This is a genomic window from Paraburkholderia elongata, from assembly GCF_013177735.1.
Taxonomy (GTDB): domain Bacteria; phylum Pseudomonadota; class Gammaproteobacteria; order Burkholderiales; family Burkholderiaceae; genus Paraburkholderia; species Paraburkholderia elongata.
Genome location: NZ_WOEZ01000183.1, coordinates 101,387 through 116,364, shown reverse-complemented (window position 1 = coordinate 116,364; position 14,978 = coordinate 101,387). Strand labels below are relative to the sequence as shown.

Below are 14,978 nucleotides of genomic sequence, written 5' to 3'. Positions count from 1 at the left end.
CGCGCGGGTACGCCAGCTTCAAAACCATGCGGACTGTGCTGTTCCTCATCGCCGGAAAGCTCGACTTCTCAGCCTTCAACCCACATGCCTCGTAAGCCGCATTACCCACTCCACTTTTGAAATAGCCTCATTTTCTGCCCGCTGGTGTCGGGGAGACGCTCGAAGATAAGGCGGTGTGCCGGGCGGATAGCGCTGTTGCTCGCGAAGTGGTCCGCCGGGCGATCCGGCAGCGGGGCACCGACACAGCATTGCACCGTCTGGGTGTGGTGCTTCACACGTACGTCGATACGTGGGCCCACCAAGGCTTTGCCGGAATAGAAAGTCCGACGAACCGCGTTCGCATGCTGGAGGCAGAAGATTGCACGCGTGAGGGCTGGCTTGCCCACCTTACCCGTGCCACGCGGCATCTGGTCCAGCATGTCGAGGAAGATGTGCTGACGCTTGCACTGCCAGTCGGTCACGGTGCCGCCTTGCACTATCCCGACCAGCCGTGGGCGAAATGGCATTACGTAGACGGCAGAAATGTGTACAACAAAAGGCACAATCTGCCTGAATTCATGCAGGCGGCCGAGATGACTTGCCGCGCGGTACGCGCCTACGTTGTGGGACGGGAAGACTTTGAATCCCAGCCCGGTCTGCCGGAAGATGTAAAAGCCGCGCTCACAAAGCTTCTCGACACCAATCGGAACCTGGACGACAACAAGCGCCTGCAGACCATTTGCGAAGCGGTGAAAACCGGCGCCATTCCGGGTCCGTCAGAGCCGATTCCGGACTATGTTCCCAAGGGGCCCGGCTCCTGGAAATGCAAAGCCACCGGTTTGCAGTCCGACGACGACAGCGGAGACCGCCCCCGGTGGAGCGAAGTCTTTGAGAAAAGTGATTACCGGCGCTTTCACGACGCCGTCAAGGAGCATCGTTTCGTGACCACGCAGGAGATTCTGCCGGCGTGCGGACTGCGGATCGCGTGAACAGTCCGGGCTATTCCGCCCTCACTTGCTGACGTTGCGCGGCCCTTTCCTCCGCTTGTTTCTTTGCCATATGCCTTCCCACCAGGCAGCCGCCCACCGCGCCCACTACCGCGTGGTGTCCGGCATAGTGGCCGGCGACCCCGCCCACCACCGCGCCTTTCATACAACCGGCGGCGTTCGCCGTGCCGACCGCGGCCGACGTCAGTGCAACTGCCGCGAGGGCGGTCTTGATAAAACTGGCTTTCATCTGAAAGTACCCTGCTATTGAGTTTTTCGAAAGTGGTGCTTTTGCGCGTCATTTCAATAGCCGCTCCAGCGGCCGCGCCTTTGCTTCTGAGTGCGGTTCGGAGTGTAGAAGGACGGTCCGGACACAGGTGAAACAGCACTGCGAGATTGGTAACGCGGGGTAACGCGAGGTTGCGGCTAAAAAAATGACCGGCCGCCCTTTGAATCTGCGAATGCTTGCCTATAGTAGAAGCGGTTATTACCGCATTGCACAGCGGCCGGCTTCTCTTGACGTGGGTGACGGGGAAACAGAAATGACGCCATCGAATGCTGCGATCTATCAGACCCAGGCTTGCACGCCGGATTCATTACGAACGCTTGCAGGCTATCTCGAACTGGCGCTCGACGAAGGAGAGAGCGTGGTTCTGATGCGGATCGGCACGCAGGTACGCAGTGTTTATATCGGCAATCCGTCCGGCGCTCTGGAGGATTTGACGGATCACGGCGTAGTAGATGCCTTTCAGGCCGACGAGATGCTGGCATTGACGCAGTTGGGACTCAACCGGATAACTGCCGACGATCAACAGTACCGGTTCATGCGCGGTGTGAGGTATATCGCCGACCGCCAGGTTGTCGTTTTTACTCCAACTTAAGCGGCTGGCCAGCAATCGGAAAGGTTAAAGAATGTGGCTATCGGATAGTGGGCTCGAAAGGTTCGTACTCCACTTGATGCGTTCCCGCGTAAATCTGTTGCCTTTATAGCCGCATAGATCTGCCTTTCTGGTGCTATTCATGGCATAGTTCGATCGATTACCACATAAGGAGCAATCAAATGCCCACTTTAGAGCAAATCCAGGCAAAGCTTAAGAAGCTCCAGGCGCAAGCTGACGTCCTTATTGCCAGGAAAGCACAAGCCGCGGTCGACCAGATTCGCGAATTGATGCTCAAGCACGGCCTGACTACCGCAGATATCGAAGCAAAGGCAAAGGCGAAACGCGCCGCGCGCGCCTTGAATGGGCATGCTGCAAGTGACAAGGCAAAAGCCGCCGGCGCAGGCAAGTCGATTCCGAAGTACCGCGACAATAAAACCGGCGCGACCTGGACGGGCCACGGGCGTGCACCGGCCTGGATTGCCGCCGTGAAAGACCGGGCTCAATTCCTGATTGAAGGTGCTAGCGAAGTGAAGTCCGCGGCAAAGGGCGCAGTCACTCACGCCAAAGCCGGAGGTAAAGGCCAGCCTAAAGGCGCACAGCCACCCAAGTACCTCGATCCGAAAACCGGCGCCACCTGGAGCGGACGCGGTCCGGCGCCGGCATGGCTCGCAACGGTCAAAGATCGCACCAAATTTCTGATCGATAGCGCCTCGGCAACCGGCAACGTCGCTGCCCAAAAAGTAGTGACAGCGAAAAAGGCAGTCGCTTCCAAAACAGCTGCCAAGAAGGGCACTGCGGGCACAGCGGGCACTGCGGCGACTAAAAAGACCGCGGCAAAGAAAAGCGCTGCCAAGACTGCTGTGAAGAAAGCCGCTGCAAAGAAGACTGCTGTGAAGAAAACCGCTGCGGTAAAGAAAGCGCCGGGTCGCAAGACGGGTAGTGGAGGCAAAGCAGGCGCGACGAGCGCTGCCGCAGCGCCGCAAACCTCGACGGTGCAAACCGGCGCGTGAGCGCAACGGAGTCGCGAAGTAGATGACTAGCACGCTCGAGTCACCCCAGCAGGAAGACCATGTCGTCCTGCTGGACTCTGTTCCTCATCCGGCAGCCGACGCCGCCGAACCATTCATTGTCGCGAGCGACCGCCGGTTGATTCTGGCGTATCCGATTGCTGAATCCGACTTCGAACGGTTCGGACCATTCGATTCCGACGACGATCCGTTTTGCACGGTGCTATTTCCCGACGCCGTGTTTCATCGGCTGGGGCCCCCCGGCGTTGTCGATCTCGAGATCCATCCACTCGCTTCGCTTGGGCTCTGTGGGTACTCGGTTCACGAAGTGATGAATTCGTCGCTGGCCGCCGAGATATCGGCCGTCACTTCGCCCGGTCCCGTGCAGCGCCATTTTGTCATCACGTTTCAGGGCGCGACGTTCGAATGCGTGGCGTCGGACTATACGGTGGTCGGCGTGTACGGCGCGGGTGAGATCGCCAGCAGGGAAGCATTCTCGCTGGTCCGTTAGTGTTGTTGGCGGTGAGCGCCGTTGGGTGTAGCCGCTTCTATCCAGTCATGTCCTATCGCCCAAACGTTCGCTCGCGCAACGCGATGCCGCTTCCTTTCAATAACATTTTCCCTGCCAATTTCGAACATATGCTCAATGACTTTTTTAGCTTTTATTTTTGAAATATGTTAAAAAGCTTTCCGTCATCGTATATTGACATGAAGACTTCACGCAGTGAGGGCAGACTGGCGTCAACGAATGGCGTGCGGCAGGGATTGAAGCAACGCTTTCCAAATTACATATAAATATATTACGAGGCATCGAACGCTCGATTGAAGCGGGCCTGAGTTCAGGCGCGCGCCAAGGAGAGCAGGCAGGCATCACGTCGAGTGAACCATGTTTTCGGTGCAGCAGCGGTCGTCGCGGATCGGATTTGCCGGCGTAAAGGCAAATCGCATGGGCCTGATCCCCGGTAGTACGGCCGCAAGGCGTCCGCGAGCGCGGGCGCGGTATCGGTGCGCATTTGCTTTGCGCAAGTGCATGCGAATACGCCATGCCCATCGAAAAACTCCTTGTTCCGCTACCGGCGGGCCTGAAAGTCTACGTTGAACGTCACGTATTCGATCCGGCCTTTGAGAGTGTCATCCTGATCAACGGCGCGCTGGCCACCACGGCGTCGTTCGGACAGACAATCAAATACCTCGGCGAACGCTATAACCCAATTTGTTTCGATTTACCTTATGCGGGTCAATCGAAAGCGCATAACGTGTGCGACTTCGTTCTTACAAAAGACGATGAAGTCGACATTCTGCTGCATCTAATAGGCTTATTCGAGCCGAGCTTCCTGTTGTCGGTGTCGTGGGGCGGGGTGGCGTCGCTGCTTGCGCTTTCGCGGGCGCGCACCAGCGTGAGGCGCGCGGTGATTGCGTCGTTTTCGCCGCGCTTGAACGAGCCGATGACCGCGTACGTGACCGCGGCACGCGACCACATCGCCGCCGGCGAAAATCTGAAGGCCGCGCAGCTGCTCAACGATACGGTTGGCCAGCATCTGCCGCGCATCATGAAGCTCTATAACTACCGCTACCTCTCTACGCTGCCACGCGACGAGCAGGACCAGGTGGCGTTTCACGTCGACCAGATTCTGGCCATCCGTCCCGAGGACTATCTGCACGAGTTTCGCAACATTGACTGCGGATTGAAATTCCTCAACGGCGAGCTCGACGACTACACCACGCCTGAGGACGCCCGTTCGCTCAGCGCGCATCTGAAGCGCGCCGAGTTTCTCACGATCGAGCAGGCCGGGCATTTCCTCGACCTCGAAGGCCGGTCCGCGCTGCGCCAGGTTCGGACGGCGATTTTCGATTACTTCGGCGCCGCGCGGGTGCAGCCGGCAGGCCGTGCGCTCGGCTGCTTCGATGCGTTCGCCGCCCGCTCGCCCATCATGCCGGGGCAGCAACCCGCTATCGCGAACGTCGCGAACGTCGCGTTGCAGGCCACCGCCGATCACTCGCTCCAACAGGTCGAACTACCGTGAATATCGCTCAGAGCATTGCCATTGTCGTGCCGTGGGCGCTGTGGCTGCTGTATTGGGTCGCAACGTCGAACCGCGTCAAGGAGACCGCGCGCAAGGAGGCGTCTTTATCGCGCACGTTGCAGTCAATTCCGTTGATTGGCGGTGGCGCGCTGATTGTGCTGCCGGACTTCAATACAGCGGCGCTGTCCGTCGATCCGCATGCGATCGGGCCGTTGCAGCTTGCCGGCTTCGCCGTGCTATTGGCCGGCCTTGCGTTTTCCGTGTGGGCGCGGCTGCATCTCGGCACCAACTGGAGCGTGTCGGTCACGCTGAAGGAGGGGCATGAGCTGGTGCGCAGCGGACCGTATGGACTGGTTCGTCATCCGATCTATACCGGCTGCCTGCTGGCGCTTCTGGGGGCCGTGCTGATCGGTGCGCAATGGCGCGGCGTGGCTGGGCTATTGCTGATTTTCGCGTCGCTGGCCTACAAGGTGCGGGTCGAAGAGAGCTGGCTGACCGGTCACTTCGGCCGGGCGTATTCGCACTATCGTCGCGACGTCGCCGCACTGATCCCCGGTCTCTTCTGAGCTACCTGAATGACGAAAGTCATCATCACCGCGATCGGCTCGGCGGGCGACGTGCATCCGTTGCTCGGCATCGGCGCGGCGTTGGCCGCGCGCGGCCACGAGATCGTTTTTTGCACCCATCCGCCGTTCGCGGAGGCTGTCTCGCGCCAGGGATTCGCCTTCGTGCCGATCGGCACCGCCGCCGAATATGAGGCAGCGATGGCGAACCCGGCGCTATGGCATCCGCGTACGTCGTTCCGTACGCTGTGGGCGGTGATTGCACCGACGCTGCGACCGCATTTCGACACGCTGGCTGCGTTGACCGATAACGACACCGTGCTGGTCGGCACGTTGTGGGCTTTTTCTGCACGGTTGATGCAGGAGCTGTATCGCGTGCCGTTCGTGTCGGTTCAGGTATCGCCGTCGACCTTGCTCTCCGCGCATGCGCCGCCGACACACCCGCGGCTGACGATTCCGCATGGCTTACCGCTGGCTGTAAAAACGGCGCTGCTGCGGCTGATCGAGCGACAAGCGCTCGACAAGGTCTGTGGCCCCGCGTTGAATGCGTTGCGTGCGGAGCTGGCGCTCGCACCGGCGCGACGCATTTTCGGCGAGTGGCTGCATTCGACCGACGGCGTGCTGTGTCTCTTTCCGGAATGGTTCGCGCAAGCTCAGCCGGATTGGCCGGCACCGCGCTGCCTCAGCGGTTTTCCGCTATTCAACGACACGAGCGTGCCCGCGCCCGATCCGCAACTCGACGCTTTTCTCGCAGCGGGCGAGCGGCCCGTGGTGTTCACAGCGGGATCGACTTTGATCGATCAGGAGCGCTATGTGAATGCAGTAAGCGCGGCGCTGATGGAAAGTGGGCTGCGCGGCATTCTTTTGACGCCGGATGCGCCGCCAGCGGACGCGGCCGCTGTTCAGGCAGGTGTGCGGGCAGATGCACCGGGCGTGCTGCTCAAGCGGCGTTACGTGCCGCTGCAGAAGCTGTTGCCGCGCTGCCGGGCGCTGGTGCATCACGGCGGCATCGGTACGGCAGCACTTGCGTATGCCGCCGGTATTCCGCAAGTCCTGACGCCATTCGCGCACGACCAGTTCGACAACGCGCAGCGGGTCGTCGCGAGCGGCTGTGGTGTGCGGCTCGATAGGCCACTGCAGCCGCAGGCTCTCTCGCGTGCATTGAAGCATGTGCTTGGCAGCCCGGCGATCGCGACGCAGTGCGGGCGCGTGCTGGACCGGCTCGCGTCGTCGCCGGATGGGTGCGAGGCGGCCGCACGTTATATCGAAGGTTTCATGCCGACCGGTGTGTGCGAGCACACCGTCGGCCGCACGTCTTCGCCGGCATTGGCAGGCAGCGGGCATAGCGTATGAGCGCCGCCACGCCGTTGCCGAAGCGCGCCGCGTCGGCCGACGCGGCGCATGGTGTCGGCCCCGGCCCGGATTCCGCCGGCGAGCGCAGCGTACCCAGCATGCGCGGCGTGCGGCTCGCCTTGCTGACGTTCGCGCTGTCGCTGGCCACATTCATCGAAGTGCTGGATTCGACGGTAACGAACGTCGCGGTGCCGGCTATTTCCGGCGGCCTCGGCGTCTCCAACAGTCAGGGCACGTGGGTGATCAGCTCGTACTCCGTGGCCGCAGCCATCGCCGTCCCCTTGACGGGCTGGCTCTCGCGGCGGCTCGGCGAAACGCGGCTGTTCCTCGGGGCGGTGATCCTTTTCACGTTGACATCGCTGCTATGCGGCGTGGCCGGCGATTTTCACCTTCTGGTGGTATGCCGGGCATTGCAGGGGCTCTTTTCGGGGCCGATGGTGCCGCTTTCCCAAACTATCCTGCTGCGGACCTTTCCGCCGGATAAGCGCGTTGTGGCACTCGCTCTTTGGGCGATGACGGTGCTGCTCGCGCCGATTTTCGGCCCGGTGGTCGGTGGCTGGATCATCGACAATTTTTCGTGGCCGTGGATCTTCCTGATCAATCTGCCGATCGGCATCTTCTCGTTCGCGGTGTGCATGACGCTGCTGCGCCCCGACGCATCCGCCGGCAAGGCGGCGCCCATCGATCTGCCAGGCATTCTCTTGCTGGTCGTCGGCGTCGGTTCGCTGCAGACGGTGCTCGATCTCGGGCACGATCGCGGCTGGTTCGATTCCCCTTTGATCCTGACGCTCGCGATCATCGCCGGGTTGGCGATCGTGTCGCTGTTGATCTGGGAGGCGGGCGAACGGCATCCAGTGATCGATCTGAACCTGTTCCGCGACCGCACGTTTTCGTTCTGTGTGCTGATCATTTCGCTTGGCATGATGAGCTTCTCGGTGGTCGGCGCGATCTTTCCGCTCTGGCTGCAGGCCGTGATGGGTTACACCGCATACCAGGCCGGACTCGCCACCGCGCCGCTCGGCGTGCTCGCACTGGTGTTCTCAATTCTGGTCGGCATTTACGCGGCCCGTTTCGACGCGCGCGTGCTCGCGACTTTCGGCTTTCTCGTGTTTGCGGCCGTGCTGTGGTGGGATGCGCATTTCACGCTGACCATGACCTTCACGCAGATCATCACGCCGGGTCTGATTCAGGGCATCGGCTTGCCGTGCTTCTTCATTCCGTTGACCGCGGCGACGCTCTCGCGCGTGTCTGACGACAAGCTCGCCGCGGCCTCCAGCCTGTCGAATTTCTTGCGCACGCTATCGGCGGCGTTCGGCACGGCAATGAGCGTCACGCTATGGGATAACCGCGCGCTGTATCACTACGACGTCGTCGCGCAGTCGGTGACGAAATCGTCCGGCAATACGCAGCGCTTCGTTCAGAGTCTGCAGGGCATGGGTATCGACGGCGCGCGCGAACTCACCACCTTGCATCACGTCGTGCAGCAACAGGCTTACATGATGGCGACCGGCGACATGTTCTACATGGCAAGCATCACCTGCCTCGTGCTCGCCGCGATGATGTGGCTCACGCGTCCGAAGCGCGGCGCGGCGATGGCTTTAGGTCACTGAGGAGCTTCCAATGACGATCCTTGGCGCATTGATCATCCTGTTTCATCCGAGTGAAGAGCAGCTCGCGCGCGCGGTGGCGATGCGCTCGGCGTGCGACCGGTTATTGGTGGTGGACAACTTGCCATTGCCGGACGCGCGTGCCGCGATGATGCTGGGCGAGGCGGGCGTCGCGTTGCTGCATCACGGTAATCGCAACGGCATTGCCGGCGCCTTCAATTGCGGTTTGAGTGCACTGTTCGACGAAGGCGTGGATGCGGTCGCGCTGTTCGACCAGGATTCCGAGGCGCCCGCCAGCTACTTCACGGTGATGCGCGACCGGTGCGCAGCGATGAATGGCCGGGCGTTTTTGGCCGGCCCGCGTATCTTCGATGAAAACGACCAACGCTTCTTGCCCGAACTCGCGACGAGCGGCCTGACGGTCGAAAGACTGTCTATACACGCCGACGCGGCGCTGCAGCGCTGCGCCTTTCTGATTTCGTCCGGCTGTGTCATTTCACGCGAGGCGTTCGCGCGGCTCGGCCGCTTCGACGAAGCGCTTTTTATCGACCACGTCGATACCGAATACTGCTTCCGTGCGCTGCTGAACAATGTGCCCGTGTACGTGGTGCCGTCACTCGTATTGCTGCATCGGATCGGCTCACGGCGCCGTCACAAACTGGGCTCTTTGGAATTGACGACGATGAATCACCCCGGTTTCCGCCGCTATTACAGCGCGCGAAACGCGATGCAACTGGCGCTGCAATATGGAATGCGCCTGCCGGTCGCAATTGTGCCGAACGTGCTGACGCTCTGGCAAATCGTGCAGATCGTGCTGCTGGAAAAAGACAAACTGGCGAAGCTCACCGCGATTGCGCTGGGCCTTTTCGATGGGTTCTTCGGGCGAATGGGGCCGCTCCAGCGGACGCGTCCGCGACTTGCGGCCAAAGTGGCTAAGATCGCCAAGGCGGCTGATGCGGCTGATGCGGCTGATGCGGTTGACTCGGTGAGGCTTGGCGAGATGAACGCTCAGGTGGCAGGAGAGCGTGCAATGCCTCTTACCCGGCACTCATGAGGCGGCCTATGCGATTTCCTCTGCCGCGCGCCTGGCCGTTGCTGCCGCTGCTGCTAATTGCAGCGGCGCTGACGGGTTGCGTGAGCGATTCGGGTCTGCACACCAACGTCAAGCCGATCAAGCCATCCGCCGACGCGCTCGCACAGAGCATCGGGCCAGGCGCGAACGGTGCATGGCCCGCGCCCGATTGGGTCAAGCGCTACCGCGATCCGCAACTGGACGAACTGACCGCCGAAGCGTTGCAGAACAGTCCCGACCTGCAGATCGCCAAGGCGAGGGTCGGCGCCGCGCAGGCGCAACTCGAACAGTTTGCTTCGCTCACCGGCCTCACCGGCACGGCGGGCGCGACGGTGAGCAAAGCCCGTTTACCGCAGCCGAATGATGCGGCCAATGTATCCGTCGGCGGCCAGCAGATTCCGGTGCAATTGTTCAACGATCCGGTGGTCTCGCCGGCCGCGTTGTTCGCCGGCTTGAGCTACCAGCTCGACTTGTGGGGCAAGAATGCCGCGCTGACTGGCAGCCTGCTGTCCACGCGAGACGCGGCACGAATCGATGCGGAGCAGGCACGGCTCACGTTGACGGTCGCGCTCGTGACGCTTTACTGCGAGCTCGACCGCGCCTTTGCGATGCAGGACATTCTGCTGCAAAAGCAACAGGCCGCGGATAGCGTCGATACGGTATTGCGCGAGCGTGGTGCGCGCGGCATCGATAACGCATACGACTCGGCCGACGCCACACTCAAGCGAAGCCGGCTCGCTTCACAGCAGGCGCTCAACGACGAGCGCATCAAACTGACCGAGTTGCAGATCGGCGTAATGACGGGGCGCGGAGCGGAGCGGGGTTTGTCGCTGCGTCGTCCGCAACTGGCTGCGGCTGCCGATGCGCCGATGCCCGCGCAACTGCCGGCGGACCTCCTGGGCCGCCGGCCCGACATCGTGGCGGCGCGTTTGCGGGCCGAAGCCGCGCTCGCCAACATCGACGCCACGCGGGCGCAGTTCTATCCCGACGTGAACCTGGTGGCCTTTGCCGGACTGACAGCCTTGACGCCCGCAGCGCTTTTCTCGCGTGCGGCGCTGACCGGCTCGGTGGGGCCGGCGATCTCCTTGCCGATTTTCGACCGGACCCGGTTGCGCGCGCAACTAGGCGGCGATTACGCCAATGTCGACGTCGCGATAGGCCTTTACAACAAGACCGTCGACGAGGCGCTCGGCGAGGTCGCGCGGCAACTGACTTCCTTGCGCACGGTCGATACGCTCGCTACCGAGCAGACCCGCGCGGTGGAAGCGGCCTCACGCATCGTCTCAATTGCAGAAGAGCGGCATCGTCGCGGTATCGGCATGCAGAAGGACGTGACGCTAGCCGACCTGTCTTTGCTCGACGAACGCGCGCAGCAGGTCGATTTGCAGGGCCGCCGCAGAATGCTGCAGGTCGCGCTGGTCGGCGCGCTCGGTGGCGGCTTCGATGTACGCAAGGTGGCCGGCGCGCCGATCTCTCACTACCAGCCGACCTTTCCCTCTCACGCACGCATCACGGATACGCACTTCGATTGAATGCACAACGATAAACAGGCACAGCAAGCTGCTGGCTGGACCGAGGGGCAGGCAAACCCGACAAACGCGGCAGGCATAGCGAGCGACGCGCACGATTCGAAGCGGGCGGCGCGCCGGCGCCGTTTTGCCGTTTTCTTCGGCGTGGTGGCGCTCGCCGGCGTGGCGTGGCTGACGTATTGGGGTTTGAGCGCACGCTTCTACGAAGAGACGGACGACGCCTACGTGGCGGGCAACATCGTGCAGATCGCCGCGCAAATACCCGGCACGGTCACCGATATTCTGGTGGACAACACACGGCAGGTGCACGCGGGCCAGCCGCTCGTCAAACTCGACGACGCCGAGGCGGCCGCCGCGTTCGCGCAGGCCAAAGCGCAACTGACGCTCGCCGTTCGACAGGTGGCGAATGCGACGATCTCGCGCAAGCTCTACGTGCAATCCATCGACGCGCGCCGCGCCGAACTCGCGTTGGCGCAACGTGCTGTGGCGGCGCGCGATCATGCGTCGGTGGAAGTGGTGTCGCCGGAGGAATTGGCGCGCGCCCGCGAAGCGGTGGCCGTCGCGCAAGCGAACCTTGCGTCAGCGGAAGTCCAGCTCGACGCCGCCCGAGCGCTCGGCGGAAAATTTCCGGTCGAAGCCAGCCCGCCGGTTCTGCAAGCCGCCGCGCAATTGCGGCTCGCTTATCGGAATCTGCAGCGCACCACCGTCGTTTCTCCCGTCGACGGCACGGTCGGGCAGCGTTCGGTGCAGATCGGCCAGCAGGTCGGGCCGGGGCTCGCACTCATGTCGATCATCCCGCTCGAGCGTCTGTGGGTCGAGGCGAACTTCAAGGAAGGCCAGATTCGCAGCATGCGCGTGGGCCAGCCCGTGCGCATCGTGTCGGATGTGTACGGCTCGCAAGTGGTGTATCAGGGGCACGTGGAAGGTTTTTCGGCAGGCACAGGAAGTGCGTTTTCGATGCTGCCCTCGCAGAACGCAGCCGGTAACTGGATCAAGGTCGTGCAGCGCGTGCCGATCGTGATTTCGCTCGACCCCATCGAACTCGCGGCGCATCCGTTGCGGCTTGGCCTCTCGATGCAGGTGTCAGTGGATACGCATGTGCGTAGCGGCCATCTGATCGGCAACGATACGCCGGCGGCCACCCAAAGTACCCGCGTTCACGATAACGTCTCGCGCGACGCCGATGCGTTGATCGCGCAAATCATTCGGGACAACAGTGACCGTGGCGGTGCCGCTGATTAGATTAGCGTTCTGCTCTACTGAGAGACTGTGGCTAGTTGCCCGGATCGACCACGGGTTTATCCGGGGCTGCAAGCGTTTTATAGGGTAGTGACGCAGCGTGCGGGTTGGTTGTGGTGTCGTCGATCACGCGATCGACGTCCGCGGTTTTCGCGAGTTCCGCGAGGAAGGTCTGTTTGTCGAAGCCCGGCGCGACGCAGCCTTGCACGTAAATGAAGCGGCGTTGCAGTATGAGCCACAGCGTCGACTGTTCGCGCCAGTGAGTGGCGTAGTTGATATTGGTCAGACGCCGTTGGACGGCGTCGGCGATTTCCGTGTCGTAGAGGTACGCGTTCGAGAGACGGCAACGGCCTTCCACCCAGCAGCTATTGCCGCGCTCGATCCGGTAATGACTGTCGTCAAGCCATTCCTGCTCAGTCTCGAGTGGGCCTAAGGGCACAGGGCAGTCGCTGATCGCTTTGGATATCTGAAGGAACGGGTCGTGGCCGCGGTTGATGCGCTGCGCTTCGGCATTAGCGTGCGTCGCGGCCATGCAGATTAGCAGACTCGCCAGTTGCTGTTGGATCAGGCGTTTCATCGTCTTGAGCTCCGGCATTTTTGAGCGAGGGGTAGACGGATAGACGGTTTTGATTCTCGGCTGCTCAGTCGAGATTATGCAGTGGCGGCTCAGTACCTCAGCGGCTCTTGCGACGATTCTCGACGGCGAACTTGATCAACTCGGCCTGACCTTCGATATCGAGCTTGCGTTTCAGATTCAGCCGATGCGTCTCTACCGTGCGCACCGACAGGTCGTTGCGTTGAGCGATCTGCTTGCTCGAAAGACCTTCCGCGAGCGCGTCGAGAATATCGCGCTCGCGCGGTGTGAGCCGCTCAATGGGCGATTGCGTGGCCGATGCCTGAATCAATCGCGCGCCCAGCCCTGCGCTGAAAAACGTCTTGCCTTCCAGCACCGCGCCGATCGCCTGGATGATTTCGGTGGCGGGTGAGTCCTTGAGCACGTAACCGCTGGCCCCCGCGCGCACCGCCTGGGTCACGTACTCGAGGTTGTCGTGCATGGACAGCATCAGCACGCGAATCGCCGGGAAGCGCTCATGAAACATGCCGGCCAGCGCGATGCCGTTCATCCCGTTCATGCCGACGTCCATCAGCACCAGATGAGGCTCCTGGGTGGCGGCGAGCGCGAGCGCTTCCTGCGCATTACCCGCTTCGCCGACGATCTCGATGTTGCGCACGGCTTCGAGCCGGGCGCGCAAACCGTCGCGTACAAGCGGGTGGTCGTCGATCAGAATTAAACGTGCTGTGGCGAGTGACATGTCGTTCATGGTCAGATTTCCTGCGAAGCTGGCGATTGAAGCGCGGACGCTGCCACTGGCACGCGTGCGGTCACAATCGTATGACCGGCTTGCGAACTGAGCGACAGCTTGCCACCGAGGGCGTCCAGCCGCTCGCGCATATTGCGCAGACCCACGCCCGCGCGTGGACTGGCCAATGCATGCGCCACATCGAAACCGCGCCCGTTATCCGAGATTGTCAGCGTGACGGCGTCGCTCGATACCTCCAGCGATAGCGCCGCGCTGGACGCATGGGCGTGCCGCACGATATTCGTCAGCGCTTCCTGGGCGATACGGAACAGCACCGTATTCACGGCTTCCGGCAAAGACGCTGCGTGGGTGTGCGCGATCTGCGTGAAACCGATCTGGATACCGGACTCGTCGCTCAACTCGCGCGTGAGCTGCTCCAGTGCGGCAGCTACGCCGAGGTCATCGAGCATTGACGGACGCAGTGCGTGAGAAATGCGGCGCACTTCGCGCAAGGTATCGCCGATACGCGCAACGCTCGTCGATAGCGCGGCTTCGGCTGCCGGCACGCGCACCTCGCTGCGCTCGAAACGCGCCAACGCCGATTCGAGCAGCAGCTTCACGGAGACCATCATCTGGCTGATGCCGTCGTGCAATTCACGCGACAGGCGCGCCCGTTCGTTTTCCTGCGAGTCGACCACCTGTTGCGCGAGCCGCTTCAGTTTTGCATCGGCACTGCGGTATTCGGTGACGTTGAGCACCAGTGCACACAATGCGATCACGGCGAGTCCGGCGAGCGCGATGGCATCGATCCACTGCATTGTGCGGTCGATGTTGGCCGCCGCGCCCTGATCGATGTGCGCGAGTGTGGCATCGACATCGTCGAGATAGATGCCGGTACCGATCATCCAGCCCCAGCGTTCGAGCGGCACCACGTAGCCCAATTTCGACGCGAGCTTGCCCGTCGACGGACGATGCCATACGTAACGCACATAACCACCGCCGCGCGAGGCCGCGGCGAGCAGTTGCTGGATCGTCGGCGTGCCTTGCGGATCGCGCAGCGCCCATAGGTCACGTCCGACGAGGTCGGGCTCGCGTGGATGCATCAGCGAGCGGCCATGCATGTCGTAGACGAAGAAGTAGCCGTCCTTGCCGAAATCCATTTTCTCGAGGATGTCGAGCGCGCGGGTGCGCAGCATCGCATCGTCGCGCGCGTTGTCGCGGCCGGCGTTGTAGAGCGGGGCGATCGCCGTGGTCGCGAGCTCGACGTAGTGTTTGAGTTCGATCTCCTTGCTGGCCATGTACGCGGCCTGGGTGGTCGCGTGCTGCGTTTCGGCGAGCGCCGTCGCTTCCCGGCGCACGCCGGTTTCAATGCTGGCGATGGCCGCCAGAAAGGGCACGATCGCCAGCAGGACAATCTTTGCTTTGAGTTTCATCGTA

The 14,978-nt window shown here is 62.1% G+C and carries 14 protein-coding genes and 1 pseudogene; 11 read left to right on the top strand and 4 right to left on the bottom strand.

The annotated features are described in order from the left end of the window. Positions 1 to 173: 173 nt before the first annotated feature. Positions 174 to 968: a DUF6765 family protein gene (locus tag GNZ13_RS53965; protein WP_328807327.1), complete on the top strand. Its 795-nt coding sequence runs from the start codon at positions 174 to 176 to the stop codon at positions 966 to 968. A 10-nt stretch (positions 969 to 978) separates the two neighbouring features. Here the strand turns inward: GNZ13_RS53965 and GNZ13_RS31350 are convergent, their stop codons facing one another. After that, complete coding sequence (locus tag GNZ13_RS31350; protein WP_172171813.1) at positions 979 to 1,215, bottom strand: hypothetical protein; 237 nt, start codon at positions 1,213 to 1,215, stop codon at positions 979 to 981. A gap of 292 nt (positions 1,216 to 1,507) precedes the next feature. Here GNZ13_RS31350 and GNZ13_RS31345 point away from each other — a divergent pair, with 292 nt between their 5' ends. From GNZ13_RS31345 to GNZ13_RS31300, 10 genes and pseudogenes are all read left to right on the top strand, one after another. After that, on the top strand, positions 1,508 to 1,846 hold the full coding sequence (locus tag GNZ13_RS31345) for a hypothetical protein (protein ID WP_172171831.1): 339 nt from the start codon (positions 1,508 to 1,510) through the stop codon (positions 1,844 to 1,846). A gap of 179 nt (positions 1,847 to 2,025) precedes the next feature. After that, on the top strand, positions 2,026 to 2,856 hold the full coding sequence (locus GNZ13_RS31340; RefSeq protein ID WP_172171811.1) for an H-NS family nucleoid-associated regulatory protein: 831 nt from the start codon (positions 2,026 to 2,028) through the stop codon (positions 2,854 to 2,856). A 22-nt stretch (positions 2,857 to 2,878) separates the two neighbouring features. Beyond that, on the top strand, positions 2,879 to 3,364 hold the full coding sequence (locus GNZ13_RS31335; RefSeq protein WP_172171809.1) for a hypothetical protein: 486 nt from the start codon (positions 2,879 to 2,881) through the stop codon (positions 3,362 to 3,364). Positions 3,365 to 3,896: 532 nt separating this feature from the next. Beyond that, positions 3,897 to 4,736, top strand: a pseudogene (locus tag GNZ13_RS31330) (alpha/beta fold hydrolase); the annotation flags it as partial. A gap of 137 nt (positions 4,737 to 4,873) precedes the next feature. Continuing rightward, entirely contained in the window at positions 4,874 to 5,443 is a 570-nt protein-coding gene (locus GNZ13_RS31325) for a methyltransferase family protein (protein ID WP_172171805.1), read from the top strand. Positions 5,444 to 5,452: 9 nt separating this feature from the next. Next, positions 5,453 to 6,793, top strand: coding sequence for a glycosyltransferase (locus GNZ13_RS31320; protein WP_172171803.1), 1,341 nt, complete (start codon positions 5,453 to 5,455; stop codon positions 6,791 to 6,793). Next, on the top strand, positions 6,790 to 8,403 hold the full coding sequence (locus tag GNZ13_RS31315) for a DHA2 family efflux MFS transporter permease subunit (protein WP_172171801.1): 1,614 nt from the start codon (positions 6,790 to 6,792) through the stop codon (positions 8,401 to 8,403). Before GNZ13_RS31320 ends, GNZ13_RS31315 begins: the two co-directional genes overlap by 4 nt. A 10-nt stretch (positions 8,404 to 8,413) precedes the next feature. Beyond that, a complete protein-coding gene (locus GNZ13_RS31310; RefSeq protein ID WP_172171799.1) occupies positions 8,414 to 9,454 on the top strand; it encodes a glycosyltransferase family 2 protein in 1,041 nt (346 codons plus the stop codon). An 8-nt stretch (positions 9,455 to 9,462) separates the two neighbouring features. Then, entirely contained in the window at positions 9,463 to 11,004 is a 1,542-nt protein-coding gene (locus tag GNZ13_RS31305) for an efflux transporter outer membrane subunit (RefSeq protein ID WP_236002270.1), read from the top strand. After that, positions 11,005 to 12,243 (top strand): HlyD family secretion protein, encoded by a 1,239-nt coding sequence (locus GNZ13_RS31300; protein ID WP_172171795.1) that lies wholly within the window; start codon positions 11,005 to 11,007, stop codon positions 12,241 to 12,243. A gap of 31 nt (positions 12,244 to 12,274) precedes the next feature. On the opposite strand, the gene GNZ13_RS31295 is transcribed toward GNZ13_RS31300, so the two are convergent. The 3 genes from GNZ13_RS31295 to GNZ13_RS31285 all read right to left on the bottom strand — a co-directional run bounded on the left by GNZ13_RS31295 (position 12,275) and on the right by GNZ13_RS31285 (position 14,974). Then, the gene (locus GNZ13_RS31295) at positions 12,275 to 12,817 is read right to left on the bottom strand and encodes a hypothetical protein (protein WP_172171793.1); all 543 of its coding nucleotides are present in this window, start codon (positions 12,815 to 12,817) and stop codon (positions 12,275 to 12,277) included. A gap of 97 nt (positions 12,818 to 12,914) precedes the next feature. Next, on the bottom strand, positions 12,915 to 13,562 hold the full coding sequence (locus GNZ13_RS31290; protein WP_172171791.1) for a response regulator: 648 nt from the start codon (positions 13,560 to 13,562) through the stop codon (positions 12,915 to 12,917). 2 nt (positions 13,563 to 13,564) lie between these two features. Then, a complete protein-coding gene (locus GNZ13_RS31285) occupies positions 13,565 to 14,974 on the bottom strand; it encodes a cache domain-containing protein (protein WP_172171789.1) in 1,410 nt (469 codons plus the stop codon). Positions 14,975 to 14,978: the final 4 nt, after the last annotated feature.